The organism is Streptococcus sp. NSJ-72, from assembly GCF_014334035.1.
GTDB lineage: Bacteria > Bacillota > Bacilli > Lactobacillales > Streptococcaceae > Streptococcus > Streptococcus constellatus.
This window is the reverse complement of record NZ_CP060489.1, coordinates 580,801-597,089: the sequence shown is the minus strand read 5'-3', so window position 1 is coordinate 597,089 and position 16,289 is coordinate 580,801. Positions and strand designations below refer to the sequence as shown.

At 38.9% G+C, this 16,289-nt stretch carries 15 protein-coding genes; 1 reads left to right on the top strand and 14 read right to left on the bottom strand.

Annotated features, from left to right (window positions below; all coding sequences use genetic code 11):
• Window positions 1-137: 137 nt before the first annotated feature.
• Together H8787_RS03005 and nagA are read right to left on the bottom strand one after the other, a co-directional pair.
• Window positions 138-983 (bottom strand): aldo/keto reductase, encoded by an 846-nt coding sequence (locus tag H8787_RS03005; RefSeq protein WP_187328205.1) that lies wholly within the window; start codon window positions 981-983, stop codon window positions 138-140.
• Window positions 984-1,297: 314 nt separating this feature from the next.
• On the bottom strand, window positions 1,298-2,452 hold the full coding sequence (gene nagA, locus H8787_RS03000) for an N-acetylglucosamine-6-phosphate deacetylase (protein ID WP_037597806.1): 1,155 nt from the start codon (window positions 2,450-2,452) through the stop codon (window positions 1,298-1,300).
• A gap of 685 nt (window positions 2,453-3,137) precedes the next feature.
• On the opposite strand from nagA, the gene H8787_RS02995 reads away from it, so the two are divergent.
• Window positions 3,138-3,665: a hypothetical protein gene (locus H8787_RS02995; protein ID WP_187328204.1), complete on the top strand. Its 528-nt coding sequence runs from the start codon at window positions 3,138-3,140 to the stop codon at window positions 3,663-3,665.
• Window positions 3,666-4,300: 635 nt separating this feature from the next.
• Here the strand turns inward: H8787_RS02995 and H8787_RS02990 are convergent.
• The 12 genes from H8787_RS02990 to H8787_RS02935 form a co-directional block, all read right to left on the bottom strand.
• Window positions 4,301-5,932 (bottom strand): Na/Pi cotransporter family protein, encoded by a 1,632-nt coding sequence (locus tag H8787_RS02990; protein ID WP_187328203.1) that lies wholly within the window; start codon window positions 5,930-5,932, stop codon window positions 4,301-4,303.
• A gap of 158 nt (window positions 5,933-6,090) precedes the next feature.
• A complete protein-coding gene (gene rbfA / locus H8787_RS02985) occupies window positions 6,091-6,441 on the bottom strand; it encodes a 30S ribosome-binding factor RbfA (RefSeq protein WP_150203129.1) in 351 nt (116 codons plus the stop codon).
• Window positions 6,442-6,519: 78 nt separating this feature from the next.
• The gene (infB, locus tag H8787_RS02980) at window positions 6,520-9,351 is read right to left on the bottom strand and encodes a translation initiation factor IF-2 (protein WP_187328202.1); all 2,832 of its coding nucleotides are present in this window, start codon (window positions 9,349-9,351) and stop codon (window positions 6,520-6,522) included.
• Between the two features lie 16 nt (window positions 9,352-9,367).
• On the bottom strand, window positions 9,368-9,667 hold the full coding sequence (locus H8787_RS02975; RefSeq protein ID WP_020997605.1) for a YlxQ-related RNA-binding protein: 300 nt from the start codon (window positions 9,665-9,667) through the stop codon (window positions 9,368-9,370).
• Window positions 9,660-9,956, bottom strand: coding sequence for an RNase P modulator RnpM (gene rnpM, locus H8787_RS02970; RefSeq protein WP_003070354.1), 297 nt, complete (start codon window positions 9,954-9,956; stop codon window positions 9,660-9,662). The genes H8787_RS02975 and rnpM overlap by 8 nt, the downstream gene beginning before the upstream one ends.
• A gap of 10 nt (window positions 9,957-9,966) precedes the next feature.
• Entirely contained in the window at window positions 9,967-11,160 is a 1,194-nt protein-coding gene (gene nusA, locus H8787_RS02965) for a transcription termination factor NusA (RefSeq protein WP_003078357.1), read from the bottom strand.
• Between the two features lie 53 nt (window positions 11,161-11,213).
• Window positions 11,214-11,702, bottom strand: a complete 489-nt coding sequence (rimP, locus tag H8787_RS02960) for a ribosome maturation factor RimP (RefSeq protein WP_187328201.1) — start codon at window positions 11,700-11,702, stop codon at window positions 11,214-11,216.
• A 211-nt stretch (window positions 11,703-11,913) separates the two neighbouring features.
• On the bottom strand, window positions 11,914-12,606 hold the full coding sequence (locus tag H8787_RS02955) for a VIT family protein (RefSeq protein ID WP_187328200.1): 693 nt from the start codon (window positions 12,604-12,606) through the stop codon (window positions 11,914-11,916).
• 404 nt (window positions 12,607-13,010) lie between these two features.
• Entirely contained in the window at window positions 13,011-13,646 is a 636-nt protein-coding gene (trmB, locus tag H8787_RS02950) for a tRNA (guanosine(46)-N7)-methyltransferase TrmB (RefSeq protein WP_020999041.1), read from the bottom strand.
• Window positions 13,643-14,440, bottom strand: a complete 798-nt coding sequence (gene ccrZ / locus H8787_RS02945; protein WP_006269344.1) for a cell cycle regulator CcrZ — start codon at window positions 14,438-14,440, stop codon at window positions 13,643-13,645. The genes trmB and ccrZ overlap by 4 nt, the downstream gene beginning before the upstream one ends.
• A 50-nt stretch (window positions 14,441-14,490) precedes the next feature.
• Entirely contained in the window at window positions 14,491-15,537 is a 1,047-nt protein-coding gene (locus tag H8787_RS02940; RefSeq protein WP_187328199.1) for an ABC transporter permease, read from the bottom strand.
• A complete protein-coding gene (locus H8787_RS02935; protein ID WP_039676506.1) occupies window positions 15,534-16,265 on the bottom strand; it encodes an ABC transporter ATP-binding protein in 732 nt (243 codons plus the stop codon). The genes H8787_RS02940 and H8787_RS02935 overlap by 4 nt, the downstream gene beginning before the upstream one ends.
• Window positions 16,266-16,289 lie beyond the last annotated feature (24 nt).

Here is a 16,289-nt window from a genome sequence, read left to right as displayed (position 1 = left end):
ATTGACTGAAGCCTTGACTGCTTCTTTTCTTCCTTATCTTCCCACTCCCAGTAGCTCAATAACCTCCTCAATCAGCCCTTTGATTTCTTTATCGCACAGAAGAGAAAGTTTTGATTACAGTTTCAGTCAATCATCATCTAAAAATCCATCTTATCTGGATCTGGAGCGCCGCCTTCAAGACCTTGAATGTTTTTCAGCACTTCTAGATCTGCTGGACTGAGGGTAATGTCAAAGCAGTCCAGATTGCTCTTGATTCGCTCAGGCGTAACCGACTTGGGCAGGGGCAGGAAGCCCTCTTGCAGGCTCCAAGCCAGAGCGATTTGGGCGACAGATTTGCCGTATTTATCTGCCATAGCCTCGACTTCTTCATTGTGGAAAAGTTCCCCTTGACCGAAGGGACCCCAAGCCTCTAGGAGAATATCATGCTTACGACAATAATCCACCGTTTCAGCCTGATAGACACCAGGCGCCAGACGAATTTGATTGACCGCGGGCAAAATACGCGCTGTCTCAAGCAGAGGCTCTAGGTGGTGAGGCAGGAAATTGCTGACACCGATAGCTCGGATTTTCCCCTCCCGATAGAGGTCTTCCATAGCCCACCAAACCTCCCGATTGCGCTCCTTCCAAGCTTCCTGCTCCCGCAGAGGTTTCGGATTAGGCCAGTGGATAAGATAGAGGTCCAGATAGTCCAGTCCCAAACGCTCTAAGGAGCGGGCAAAAGCTTCTTGAGTCTCCTCATAAGTATGATTACCATTCCAGAGCTTGGTCGTAATAAAGAGCTCTTCTCGCGGTATACCACTGTCTTTGATTGCACGACCCACACTTCCCTCATTCTTATAAACAGCCGCAGTATCAATGTGCCGGTAGCCTGCTTCAAGTGCTGTCAGCACTGCCTGATAGGCCTCTTCACCATCCTGAGCCTTCCAAGTTCCAAAGCCCAAAACCGGAATCTCTACACCATTGTTTAATTGATAACGTTCCATCTCCGTCTCCTTTATTAAGCAAGCAGGCAGCCCAGTCAACTACCCCTTCCAACAAAAAATCTATTTCTTAGCTTTCTTTTTCAAGGATTTGGGTTTAAAGACATTCTCCTTGGTTGGTGCCATTCCCCTGCCGAGAAAACTATAAGTAATAAAAGTTATGCCAACTACAATCATGAGCATACGACTCAGATAACCTCATTATATCACGCTCCTTATTGCAATTCAAATCCTTAAAAACCTTTTCTTAACTACATGTATTTTAAAAAGTAAAATGAAAAGAGTCGGTTTCCCAACTCTTTCAAGATAAAAAGATTCTATTTAGCTTCATATCTTTTTTCGCCATCCAAGTAGGTTGCAACCAGTTCCAAATCCTTGTCAAGAACGATAAAGTCAGCGTCGTGACCTTCCTTGATTTGACCGCAAACATCCTCAATATGAACGGATTTTGCTGGATTGAGTGTCGCCATCATAACAGCTTGGTGCGCATTAGCAATGCCCCATTTTACAACATTTTTTAGACCATCTTTTAATTTCAAGATAGAACCGGCTAGGTTGCCTGTTGATTTGAGTCGAGCAGTGCCATTTTCCACTACAACCGGAAATTCACCCAGCATATAATCGCCATCTTCTAGTCCACCAGCTGTCATACAGTCGGTAATGAGGGCAATATGTTCATGACCTTTTTGCTTCATCAAAATGTCACAAGCCTTTGGATCCACATGGTGTCCATCACAGATCAGCTCAGCATAAGTGTGTGGCAGCTCGTACATAGCGCCGACCATGCCCAGCTCACGGTGAGTCAGACCACGCATGCCATTATAAGCATGAACCCAGACACTAGCGCCAGCATCTACCGCAACTTTAGCTTCATCAAAAGTTGCATTTGAGTGTCCAAGTGCAACTGTTACGCCTTCATCAGTAATGGTTCGAACAAAATCTTCAACACCTTCTCGTTCTGGAGCTAAAGCGATTTTATTGAGCAAACCATTCGATGCTTTTTTCCAAGCACGAAATTCATCCATTCGAGGATTTTTCATGTAAATTGGATTTTGGGCTCCTTTATATTTTTCTGTGAAATACGGACCTTCAAAATATAAGCCACGAATTTTGGCGCCTGTCGCTTCCTGATAATGAGCACCGATATTTTCTGTCACAGCCAAGAGTTGTTCATAGCTTGAAGTCAAAGTCGTTGGCAGAAAACTAGTCACCCCCGTCGTTAAGAGACCTTCACTCATCGTATGAAGGGTGCCCTCAATATTGTTATCCATGACATCGACACCGCCAAAACCATGAATATGGGTATCCACCAGTCCCGGTGCGATAGAATAACCTGTATAATCTATCACATCCGCACCTGCCGGAATAGCTTTCGTCCATTTGCCAAATTTACCATCTGTGATCTCTAAGTAGCCACCTTGACGGATACCATGGGGATAGAAAAATCGATCTGCTTGAATATATTTAGGCATAATAAAACCTCCTTCTTTCAGTGAGAGTTTATATAAGCTGTCACTTTAGACAACTGTAAATGGTATTTTAAATCACTCTCGCATTGTTCATTATGTCTCTTTCATTATATCGCTTTCTTTTCTTTTTGTAAATGGTATAGACCTATCTTGCTAGATTTTAAGTGATTGTATAAACACTACTGTTTATACTATTTTCTATACTGTCCATTTAACAAACTTGTAGTACACTTCGTTTAAAAGAGTGATCTAAGTTCCATATTGGCAGGAGCCGACTTTGATGCTGCTTATTTTAGGACAAATACTAGTACTCATTCCATTTGCAAGTCTTGTTTGCTAGATATTTTTCGATATTAAATTCAGACCAACCTTATAGTCGTCTTGTTTTTTCTTGTTGTTTTCATATTTTTAGTACTAAATAGATAATTTCTGTCAAATGAATCAATTAAGGCACTCAACCTAAACCATCAAGTTTATATTCGACTTTCCGGTTACTACCTTATTTAAGTCTTTATGTTCTATCTTTTATTGAATAATTATTTGTATAATGCTATAATAAAAGTAGGAAAAAGTATTTTGTGTTGATTGTTGTCACAAGGAGCTGATTCCAAATTCAAATTTAGAAGAGACAAATCAGCTTTAAATGACTTTAGTCTTCACCTAGCACACTTATCTTTGGAGGTGTACCATGAAAAAGAAAGTCTTTACAGTTGTTGTTTCCTTACTTGCTATTCTGTTTTTAACTGCTTGTGGTAATAATAAGAAATCAACAAACACATCATCTTCTGAAGTACCCAAGACTAGTTCTAGTCAAAAAGCAGAACAAAAATCAAAAGTTGTTGAATTTTCTACCACAGCTACTGATACAGTTATTTATGAAAGCAAAGGTCTTACGGTCACCTATAAAGGGTTGGAAAAAGATAATTATGAATATACTCTTAAACTAGCTTATAAAAATACTTCCAATAAGGAATATGAAGTGCAAACTCGTAATGGTAAAGTCAATAATATTTCTAATAGTGATGACCATAAAATTATCATTTGTTCTGATACCTTAAAAGCTTCTGCTGTTTCTGAAGGTGGGATTAAATTACCAATAAATGCATTGGAAGCGGTTAGTATTACTAAGCCAAAAGTTTTAGAATGCAATTTAGAAGTCATTTATGATATCACAGAAACCATAGCCAAAGTACCAATTAAGGTTACTTTTGAATAATTCAGTAGGAGCTAATGTTTAGCTTCTCTCACATCATGTATGTATACAGTACATAGCAGCTAAATTAACTTTCAATACATATTGTTCTAATAATAAATTAAACAACCAGCCATTCCTCGCTTTATGAGGATTGGCTTTTTATATGACTAGTTTCCGAACATCCTTAATAAACTAGTTATGACAATCTCCCCATCACAATAATATTCTCATCAAAAAACATGAGTCTGGCTTATAGAACATACTAAAACTTTTTTTAATTCAATACCCACAATCTACTGATAGCCAGCAATAAGAGGTTCGAATAGTTTAACAAATGCAATTTTACAAGAAAGATTTAATCAAAAATAAAAAGTATATTTCGAAATTTGTATTTTTCTCCTTGATGAACTGGTTTAGAGTTTGTAAGTTTTGATAAAGATAAACTGTGACATCTTTCAAGTTCTATTCAACCTCTATTTGCTCTATCACATTGGATTAATAACAGAGTCAAGCTAGTATTACAGCACAGATGTTCCACTTTTTCTTGTGTACCCAACTTGATCTCATAGAGCCATTATTAATAAACTTTCTACTTGATCATGCAAGATAAGTAGAGTACAAAAAAACAAACTGCACCAGCAGTTTGTTTTTCATGATTATATTTGTTCCGCTTGGACCTTTTCCGCTAAGTTCATGGCGTGATCCGCTACTCTCGTATAGTGAGAGATGATATCAATAAAGTTTACGCCTGCTTGTGTCGAGCATTCTCCTCTATTCAGACGATGAATGTGCGTTTTCCGTAGCTTTCGTTCCATTTTATCAATCGCTTCATGCTTCGTTACTAAGCTATCCGCCAACTCAAGGTCATTATTTTCTACAGAAGCCAGGGATTCTTTAATGAAAGTCAGAGTCATGTTATAAATCAATTCTAACTCTTGCAAAGCTGCTGGAGAAAATTCCACCTTTTTCCGACGGATATAATCTGTCAAGTTAATCAACGCTTCACCATGGTCTCCGATTCTTTCTAAATCTCGAGATGAATCCAAAATATTTGTCAGCACTTCACTTTCTTTTTGGCTAAGAGGCTCACTAGATAAATCAATGAGGTAACGTGTGAGATCTTCATCAATTTTATTGATTGCTTCTTCTACCTTGTGTCCCTTGTCTGCTGACTTTTCAGTATTGTTCACAATATAATCATAAGCCAACTCAAATGAACGCATCGCATAACGTCCTAAATGAAGCAATTCTTTTTTGGCATTTCCAAGCGCCAAAGACGGAGCTTGTTTGATTAAAATCGGATCTAAATAAAGCGGTTCATATTTCACAACTTCATCTTCACCTGGAATCAGTTTTGTTACCAAGGTAGCTAACAAGCCAATAAATGGAAATTGAATAATCGTATTGGTAACATTAAAAGTTCCGTGAGCAAAGGCGATGGTCATTTCTGGGCTTAAATGGAGTGCTGCTTGAAACCACTGAATTAAGCTCGTAAATGGACCTAAAACGATCAAGCATAAAACGGTACCGACCACATTGAAAGTGACATGGGCACCTGCCACACGTTTAGCAGCAATATTGGCTCCTAATGATGCAATAATCGCTGTAATCGTTGTCCCGATATTATCCCCAAAAAGGACTGGCAAAGCTCCCTTTAACTCAATCAAGCCGCTCGCATATAAATTTTGTAGAATACCAATAGTTGCTGATGAGGCTTGGATCAGCAAGGTAATACCTGTCCCTACAAATACACCTAGGACTGGATTTCCACTCAACTTTATCATATACTCACGAAAAGCATCTAAATTTTTCAATGGCTCCATAGCACCACTCATCAAATTCAAAGCAAAGAAGATCCCCCCCACCCCAAATAGAACGCGACCGATATTATTGATAGAGCGTTTTTTGGTAAAGAAGAGACAAATCGCTCCTAAAAAGAGAATGGGTAATGCATAATCGCCCAGTTTAAAACCAATGATAAAAGAGGTTACCGTTGTTCCAATATTGGCCCCCATGACAATCCCAATTGCTTGTCTGAGCGTTAAAAGACCTGCACTCACCAATCCAACTGTAATAACTGTCACACCTGAACTTGACTGAATCAAGGCTGTTAGACCAATTCCAACTAGAACACCAAAAAATGGATTGCTGGTATATTTGTCAATGAAATAACGAAGCCGATCACCTGCAGCCTGCTGCAAACCATCTCCCATCATCCGAATACTATATAGGAAAAGTCCTAAACCGCCTAAAAAGCTAAATATAATTTGCTGCCAATTGATGGACATCTTTTCTCCTCCGAAAAATCTGTAGCGGATTATCTCCTTTTCTATTTTAAAGGATAAGTGTAAAAGTAACAAGCCTTTTTTAGCATTTTTATCAAAAAAAGAAAGAAAAATAGAATTTCCTTTCTTTTTAAATATATTGATATAGCTAAAATCACGCCTTATTTTTGATCTAAATCACGGAGCATTTGATCAATTTTGTTCCCATATTCAATCGATTCATCCTTGATGAAAGTCAAATCAGGGATTTTGTACATCTTCAAGTTGTGACCCAATTCACGTTTGATGGTTCCTTTCGCCTTTTCTAAACCGGTCTGAGCTTTTTCTTGTTCAGAAGCAAGGTTGCTCATCAGCGTGTAGTACACTTTTGCCATTGACAAGTCGCCCAACATTTGCACACCTGTAATGGTAATTCCTTGAACACGTGGATCACGAACTTTTTTTTGCAAAATCTCATTGACTTCGCGTTTGATTTCCATCCCCACACGATCCACACGAAATTGATTTGCCATGATGTCTCCTTTCGCTTATTTTAGAAAAAGGTTGAGGCAGACTTCAATATATCACAGTCTGTCTCCCTTTCATTTATATTATTTTGCGATTTCTTCCATAATGTAAGCTTCAATCATGTCATCCACTTTGATGTCATTGTAATTCTCAACCATGAGACCGCCTTCTTGTCCATTTCCGACTTCTTTCACATCATCTTTATAATGTTTCAAACTAGCAAGGGCACCATCAAAGATAACAACGCCATCACGAATGACACGAACCTTAGAATCACGAGTTACTTTACCGCTAACCACCATAAATCCGCCGATGGTACCGAGTTTAGAAACCTTGAAGGTTTCACGAATGACAGCTTCGCCAATAATTTTTTCTTCAAATTCTGGATCAAGCATCCCTTTCATGGCATCTTCTACTTCTTCAATCACTTTATAAATGATACTGTGAAGACGCATTTCGACGTCATCCGCTTCAGCTTGTTGACGAGCTTGTGGAGTAGGACGAACATTGAAACCAATGATAAAGGCATTGGAAGCTTCCGCAAGAGTGACATCTGATTCGTTAATCGCACCAACTGCTGAGTGAACAATTGTTACTTTAACACCTTCCACTTCAATCTTCTGAAGAGATGCTGTTAATGCTTCCGCTGAACCTTGTACGTCGGCTTTGATAATAACATTGACAGACTTGACTTCACCAGCTTTAAGGGTATCAAAGAGATTTTCCAAACTAACACGATGCGTTGCTTGACGTTGTTTCATGAGAGCACGTTTTGCACGTTCTTCACCAGCTGCACGCGCTGCTTTTTCATCTTCATATACGGCAAAATGGTCACCAGCCATTGGTGTTTCATTTAAACCTGTGATAGATACTGGTGTCGATGGCCCCGCAACTTTCACTCGACGTCCACGGTCATTAGTCATAGCACGCACACGACCAAAAGTATTACCAACAACAATTGGATCTTGTACATTTAAGGTACCTTGTTGAACAAGCAAGGTTGCAACTGCACCTTTTCCTTTATCCAAGCGCGCTTCGATTACTGTACCAATTGCGCGAACCTTTGGATCAGCTTTTAGCTCTTGAATTTCAGCTACAAGGAGAACGGTTTCGAGCAGTTCATCAATATTTTGGTTGAACTTAGCTGAGATTTCAACAAATTCAGAATCACCGCCCCATGCTGTAGACATAACTCCATATTCAGCTAATTCACCGATGACACGTTCAGGATTAGCACCTGGCTTATCAATCTTGTTAATCGCTACAATAATTGGCACATTGGCTGCTTTTGAATGGTTAATCGCTTCAATTGTTTGAGGCATGACTCCATCATCTGCTGCTACGACAAGAATCGTAATATCTGTGACAGAAGCACCGCGCGCCCGCATAGAGGTGAAAGCGGCATGCCCTGGTGTATCAAGGAAGGTAATTTTCTTACCATTTTCTTCAATCTGGTAAGCACCAATATGTTGTGTAATCCCACCTGCTTCACCTGTAGCAACACGAGAATTACGCAAGGTATCCAAAAGTGTTGTTTTCCCATGGTCAACGTGTCCCATGATGGTCACAACTGGCGGACGTTCTACTAAAGCATCTGGATCAAGATAATCTTCATCCACAAAGAAGCGTTCGATATCTGCATTATCGACTTCAACTTTAGCATGTGCTTCAATGCCATAATCTACCATCAGAAGTTCAATAGTATCGCCGTCCAACGATTGATTCTGCGTTGCCATAACCCCCATCATAAAGAGTTTCTTGACAATTTCGGCTGGTTCACGTTTAATCCGTTTTGCAATTTCTGCAACGGTCATACCTTCTGTGTATTCAAATTCTTTAGGCAATTCATGGAACTTGCGTTCTGTAACTGGTTTTGGAGTTGGAGTGTTATTCCGATTGTTCTTGCCTTTTTTATTTTTTTTGTTATGATTCCAATTACTATTCTTTTGATTTCTCACTTGATTTTGACTGCTTCGATTCTTTTGTTGTTTTCTTGGACCATCTTCTTCGCGATCAAAGTCATCACGTTTCTTGTCTGGTCGAGCTTGTTTTTTCCGACGAGTATCAACTGCAGGAGTTGGAACCGCCTCAGGGGCAACTTGAGATTGTGGAGCCGGCTTCGTAGCCTCCACGATAGGCGCTGCTGCTTTGAATAATTCTTCTACCGGTTCTTTCCGTTTCTTCTGCTCACGTTGAGCTGCCTTTGCGGCTTGAGCTTGCTTGAAACGCTCCTCACTTCCGCGAGCATATTCGGCATTCTGTTCTGCTTTCAGAGCCGCTGCACGCGCCTTGAAATCAATGCGTGGTCCTTGATTTGTTTGAGGGCGATTCTGATTTGCAATATTTGAACGATTTTGTTCTTGACGACGATTATCCTGATTGCGATGATCGCGATTGTCGCGTTTCTCGCTGCGATTCACACGGTCATTTCGATTTTGGTTGTTTCGATTATTACGCGGATTGCGCTCTTCTCGATTTCGCTTTTCACCATTTTGTTGTTTTTGTGGCCGATTTTCTCGCTGTTTATTTCGTCGTTCTGCCTGTTCTTTCGCTTTCGCTTCTCGCTCAGCCTTAAAATTACGACTTTTTGGCTTCGCTGGTGCAGCTTTTCTTTCTACTTCCGACTTTTGTGTCGGCGCTGCTGGCTTAGGCATTACTTTTTCAGTCATTGTTACTTCTTTTGCTGCTGAAGCCGACTGCTGCTCTTTAGCCAAAGGTTGATCTGATTTTTGATTCGTTTCTTTTTTAGGAGCTGCTACTTGGGAAAAACTGGCTGTGATACGCGCGGCCACTTCATTTTCAACGCTGCTGGCATGACTTTTCACCTCAATACCAAGCTCTTTTGCACGCGCCACAACTTCCTTACTTTCTTTTCCCAGTTCTTTCGCGATTTCGTATAATCTTACTTTAGACAAATCTTGTCCTCCTCTTCTATTCCATAAGAGACCTCATTTTCTTTGTAAATCCAGCATCAGTGATAGCAAGTACTTTTCTAGACTTGCCCACAGCAGTGCTTAATTCCAGTGTTGAAAACACGGTTGATACTTCTACTTTATAGTAATGACTTTTATCAGTAATTTTTTTTGTCAAGTTCGGAGCAGCATCATTGGCTAAAAAAACCAGTTTTGCTTTTCCGTCTTGTATTGCCCTAACGACCAATTCTTCACCAGATATGATACGATTGGCTCGTTGTGCTAATCCAAGTAAATTGGCTAATTTTTGTTTATTCAAGACCTAACTCTCTTCTTTTAACCTTATGATCCACGTAAGCAATCAGCTCATCATAAAATGCTTCTTCGACTTCCATATTGAAGCTACGGTTAAAAACTCGCTTTTTCTTAGCTTTAAGTGCTTCTTCATTATCAAGCTTGATATAAGCTCCTCGTCCATTGGCCTTTCCTGTCGGGTCAATAAAAATTTGGCCTTCTTTATTTTTGACAATCCGAAGCAAATCACGCTTGTCAATAACTTCATTAGAAACTACTGATTTTCGTAAAGGGATTTTTCTTGTTTTTGCCATTTCCCCCTCCTTAGTCTTCTGCTTCAACTTCACTTTCTAAAAATTCTGTTTCCACAGGACTTTCAATTGTTGCAAATTCATCTGCTTCTTCAGCAAATCCACCAAGCTCACCTGCTTCTTCCATAGCTTCAAATTCACTTGCAGATTTGATATCAATTCTATAACCTGTCAAATGAGCTGCTAAGCGCACATTTTGCCCTCGACGCCCAATAGCAAGTGATAGCTTATTATCTGGTACAACAACAAGAGCATGCTTGCTATCCTCACTATCAAAGATAACTTGATCGACTTCTGCAGGAGCAATCGCATTGTAGATAAATTCTGCAGGATCTGCCACCCACTCAATGACATCAATATTTTCCTCTACAGGAATCATACGGCCAGATTTGGCATCATATTTAGCCGGATGAAATTTGCTGGTAATTTTCTTAATATTTGCACCACCACGACCAACAATTGTACCGATTGCATCTACATTGGGATTGTGACTGCGTACAGCAACCTTAGTCCGATCACCTGCTTCACGAGAAACACTCATGATTTCAACTGTTCCGTCATAAACTTCTGGAATTTCCTGCTCCATTAAACGCTTGATCATTTCTGGATGGCTGCGGCTGACAAAGACATTGACACCGCGAGGATTGTCTTCTACCTTATAGACAAAGACTTCGATGCGGTCATGAGAAGCAAATACTTCACCAGGAATCTGGTCTTGCTTCGACAACTGTGCTTCAATGCTACCTAGATTGACATAGATAAAACGATTGTCAAAGCGCTCGACTGTTCCTGACATGATTTCATTTTCATGTTCTTTATACTTATTGTAAGTGATTGCGCGTGTCTGCTTGCGCATTTTTTCCATAATCGTTTGCTTAGCAGACTGAGCTGCTACCCGTCCAAATTCAGTTGGTGCCTCTTCAAATTTTATTTTATCACCAAGTTCATAAGCCGAGCTAATAGCAAGAGCATCTTTTAAACTGATTTCTAAACGGCTATCAAAAACTTCGTCTACCACTTCACGAACGGTATAAACACGAAAATCTCCTGTTTTTTCGTTGAATTCAATGGCTGCACTATCTGCTTGACCATAGCGACGACGATAAGCCGAACGAAGTGACTCCGTCACCGCTTCGATAATATCTTCTTTTTTGATCCCTTTGTCTTCTTCCAAAATACGGAAGGCCTCTAGCATTTCTTTACTCATGTTTTTTCAGCTTTTGTGGAAACAAAAGCAATCCTTTCTTTATTATATTCTTGCTAAAATTTGACTGCTAATCTTGCTTTGGATACTAGCTGGTAAGGAATTTGAACAACTTTCTTACGAGTCTTATCCATATATTCCATTGTTAAATAATCTTCCTCGAAAGAAAGCAGTGTCCCCTCAAAGACTTTACTTTTATCAAGTGCTTGATACAGACTAACATGGATATATTCCCCAACTGCAGCTGCTAGTTGTTCTTTCGTTTTCAGCGGACGTTCCAACCCTGGGCTAGTTACTTCAAGAAAATACTGCTCAGGAAAGGGATCCGGCTTAATCATATCTAAAAGTGGACTGATGATGTCCGTCAATTCTGCCGTATCATTAACAGTAATTCCTCCCGGCTTATCTACAAAAATACTAAGAACATGGTCGCTCCCCATTTTACCGTACTCAATATCCACTAATTCATACGGCTCTTGAACGACCGGTTCAACAACTTCTTTTACTAATTTGACAATCGTTGTGATAAGACTACACCTCCTCACAGATAAGAGGCGAAGATATTTCCTCGCCTCTCTTTCATATTCATTATCTACATTATAGCATAAGAAAAAGGAAAATACAAGAAAATTTATTCTTGTATTTTATTTGATTTGATAATTGTGTCTAACAAATCATTCTTAAGCAAATTCACCATAACACTCAATAAAAGAAATTATCATTAAAACCACGCCCCACACAATTTTTATTTTGGACTTAAATAACAAACAATTGACCTACAAGATAAGTCACTGTCATGGTCAAAAGTCCAATGACTAAATTTCGAATCATGGCATTTTTTATCGGTGCTTTTCCTAATTTAGCGCTAGTATATCCCGTCCCTAACAATGCTAAAGCAACAACAATGACTGTTGCTGGAATGCGATAGCTAGCAGGAAGGAAAACTATGGTTAACATTGGAAAGATGGCTCCTACTGCAAAAGCAATAAAACTAGATATTGCTGCATGCCATGGATTTGTAAATTCTTCCACCTCAAGTCCATATTTTTCTTCTACCAAAGCCTTAAGCGGATTTTTCAAAAAAGCTCGATTGGTCAAGAGTTGGGCAGATGTCTCACACTCGCCATTCTGGATATAAGCTGCATAAAGTGACTGTCTAGCAATCTCTGGATTTTTTGTTAAAAGTACTCGTTCTCTGGCAACTGCAGCCTTCTCCGTATCCTTTCGGGTTGAAACAGATACATATTCACCACCTGCCATGGAAAAAGCTCCTGCAAATACTGCCGCTAAACCTGAAAGAAATATAATCCAAACACTTTCCGTTGCACTTGCTACTCCTATAACGACACCCGCAATAGAAATAATACCATCATTAGCCCCCAATACTCCAGCCCGTAAAATATTTAGTCGACCGCTAAAGTTCTTATCAATCTCCTGATTATTTGTCATCCTAAAACTTCTCTTTTCTTTTTTATTTAGAATTATTATAAATAAAAATCTCATAGGACACAATAAAAAATCGGAAAATGAGAAAAGTTCCACTATTTTAAGATAAAATTCCTTAGATATCTACTCAAAAAATGATAACTTTACTGTTTAGCAGACATAAGGCAGATAATTGTAACAAATTATAGCTAACTTTAAAGTTAAGGAAAAGCCCTCTGATGGATAGCACAATCTTCTGTAACATTTTGAATCGTTATGCTGTCACTATTTTTGTACTCGTGAATGGTTTTGAGAACACTTCTCAAAACCATTTTATTGCTTGAAATATCGGCTACTACTTCGTTATTTAAACTATTTTCCTGAAAACCAAAAAAGACCGCATGGCCTTTTTCATTATTTATTTTACATTAAAACGCTGCTTCGACTCGATAAATGACTTGGCCTTTATTAGCAAATTTTTGCTCGTATTCTGTCATCACATTGTCTTCAAAGTCACTCGCATGTAAATCCAACCAAACGCTATTTAGTTTCATACCATATTGGGAAAAACTAACAAGGCTATACTCAAAGAGACCACGATTATCTGTTTTAAAATGAATTTCACCATGATCTGGTAAAATCCGCTTAAAGGTATCTAGAAAAGATTTATAGGTCAAACGACGCTTTTCATGACGTTTCTTAGGCCAAGGATCAGAAAAATTCAGGTACAAGCGATCAATCTCCCCATTTTCAAAATAGTTAGTCAAATCAGAACCATCTACCCAAAGAAGTTTGATATTTGGAACATCTGTCGCTAAAACCTTGTCCAAAGCATAACTCAAAACAGATTTTTGAATATCAATTCCAATATAGTTAATTTTTGGATGAGCTTTTGCCATTCCTGAAATAAATGCACCTTTTCCACTCCCTACTTCAACATGAATAGGGTAATTATTTCCAAAAATCTCATGCCACTTGCCTTTTGCTTCAGTAGGATTTAAAATCACATACTGGGGATTCGCTTCTAGTAATTCCGTCGCTCCCTTACGATTCCTGACTCTCATAGTACCTTTCTTCCGTATTTTGAACGGAAGTTACGTAGTGCATAAATCTCCCGATTCACATTTTCTAAGTCTGCATTCTCATAGTACTTGGCAATCTGGCACAAGTAAGCATATTGACCATACCAGTATAATTTCTTCAATACGGTTGCATTATACCGATAGCCATAATAGGTCAACCATTCTTTCCAACGTACTTCTGGAATATAGTGGCTTAACATATGGGCTACATCAAACATTCGATCTGTCAAACGCACAGAATCCCAATCTACCAAATACACCAAACCGCTATCTGTTTCAACCCAATTGCTATGTCGAACATCGCCATGTACAATCGTTGCATAATCCTCACGAAATTGTGGCAGACTACTGTGCATATCTTTTAAAACAGATCGCAAATAATGATTATGACTAAGTGCAATTGGCGCACGATCTAACCAAGACTCAACTAAATCTGCTGGAGTTTCCAGAGCATAACCTAGCCGGCGTAATTGCGTCATTAACGGACGTGAACGGTGCAATCTTGTCAAAATATTCACAATTTGCTTTTTATCCATTTCATCCGGTGTCAAAATTTTTCCTGACAGCCACTCTTGCGCGCTCATGACATTACCATCTGCCATGCGACGACTCCACAATAGCTGTGGTGCAATTTGTTCTCTAGCTAAACCTACTAAGATTGGGGTTGTATTCATCTTGACGAAAACGCGCGCCCCATCTGGATAGGTGCCCATGTAGGCTTTTCCACTTTTACCTGCAATCGGTGTCAGAGTTAGCTCATTATCAACCAAGTCCATGATTCCCCTCCGTAAAAAGTTTCCTATCTATTTTACTAATTTTACTTCCTTTAGTCAACCAAACTTTTTAATTTAACTGGTAAATAGAGAAAATAAAGCAATAGTGTAACTCCTGCCATGAAAAACAATGCAACTCTATCTTGGAAAAATAGCAACGCCATAATTGTTTCAACTAACAGCACACTGTAACCAACAAGAACAATCACTTGTCTCACACCCTTTAACTTTAATCCGATTTCTAGAGGAAATAAGAATGTCAAATATTGATAATCAAAAGCATTGTACAAAGCGGTCAATTGAAATAGCAAAAGATAATTCAACAGTATCACAAAAACAGCCGCAATCCAAGATTGACCGAGCAAGCCAATTCCTAAAAGAGATAGAAATAGCAACCGCATGGTCAAAGCCAGAAAATCACCATTTCGCAAATAAGAGCGTAAAAACATATTCTGCCAGGTTGTTGATTGCCTTTTTGGCAAAATAGTTGTCAAACTATCAAGATAGGCTCGGCGTTTCACGCTATTGGAGATTCCTTTTACATTGGTAAAGAGAGCAAAGAAACGCAAGATTGTCTGCTTTCGTCTCTCTTCGTAGTCAATGAGATAGCTCCAATTTATGCCTACACCTTGATAAAATCTTTGGCTCTTTTTCAAAAATAGAAACCATTTTGCTATTAACATAAAAAATACAAGAATAAACCATCCCCAAAATGGTAATCCTAGCGCCAAAAGGAGTGGCGCTGCTAGTAATAGAATAGCCGTTTGAAATACACTCCATAATAAATAAGATGAACACACTTGTTTTTGTAAATAACTTTTTAATTCTTCTTCTTTGACCAACAAAAATAGACTATCTGGCTTTTCCATATACGTTGCAATTCTTCCCAAAGGCAACAAGAACACCAAAAGAACTGCTAAAGCAAGAATAATTGGCAGGTGATTTTTAGGAAAATTTCGCAACAGTTGACTATATTGAACAGCTAAAAAGCCAATAAAAACTAATAAAAATAAAACAAAATGGTCGTTAAAAACATAGCGTGAATATTTCAAACATTGATTGCGAAATACTTGCTTGCGCTTTTGAAACACTTCTTTCATAGGCTTGCCTCTTCTGTCAATGCCAGATAGATCTCATTCAGGCTAGCTTCTGGCATAGAAAATTCTGATTGCAACTCTGATAAGTTACCTTTCGCTCGGATTTCCCCCTTGTGCAAAATCACGAATGAATCACACATTCTTTCTGCTGAGTCCAACACATGCGTACTCATCAGGATAGACTTGCCTTTTGTCTTTTCATCTTTCAAAAGCTCTATCAAATCAGCAATCGCTACTGGATCGAGTCCCAAAAATGGCTCATCCACGATAAAGAGACTCGGATCAACTACAAAGGCGCAAATAATCATGACTTTTTGCTTCATTCCCTTTGAAAAGTGAACGGGGAACCAATCCAATTTTTCTTTCAAGCGAAACTTGGTCAATAATTGCTCCACGCGCGCAAAAGCTACCTCTTGATCGACATCATAAGCCATAGCAACTGTTTCAATGTGCTCTCTTAAAGTCAATTCCTCATATAAACTAGGAGTCTCTGGAATAAATCCAATTTTCTTACGATAAGCCATGGGATTGTCTTGCAGTTTAGCGCCGTCAATTAAAATTTCCCCTTTATAAGGAGTTAAAAGTCCAATAATTTCATTGATTGTTGTAGATTTACCCGCACCATTCAAGCCAATCAACCCTACTAGTTCGCCATTTCCTACTGTAAAACTAACATCTTTTAAAACAGGAATATTCACATAGCCTCCTGTAAGCCCTTTTATTTCTAACATATTTTCTCCAAATTCTGGTATAAT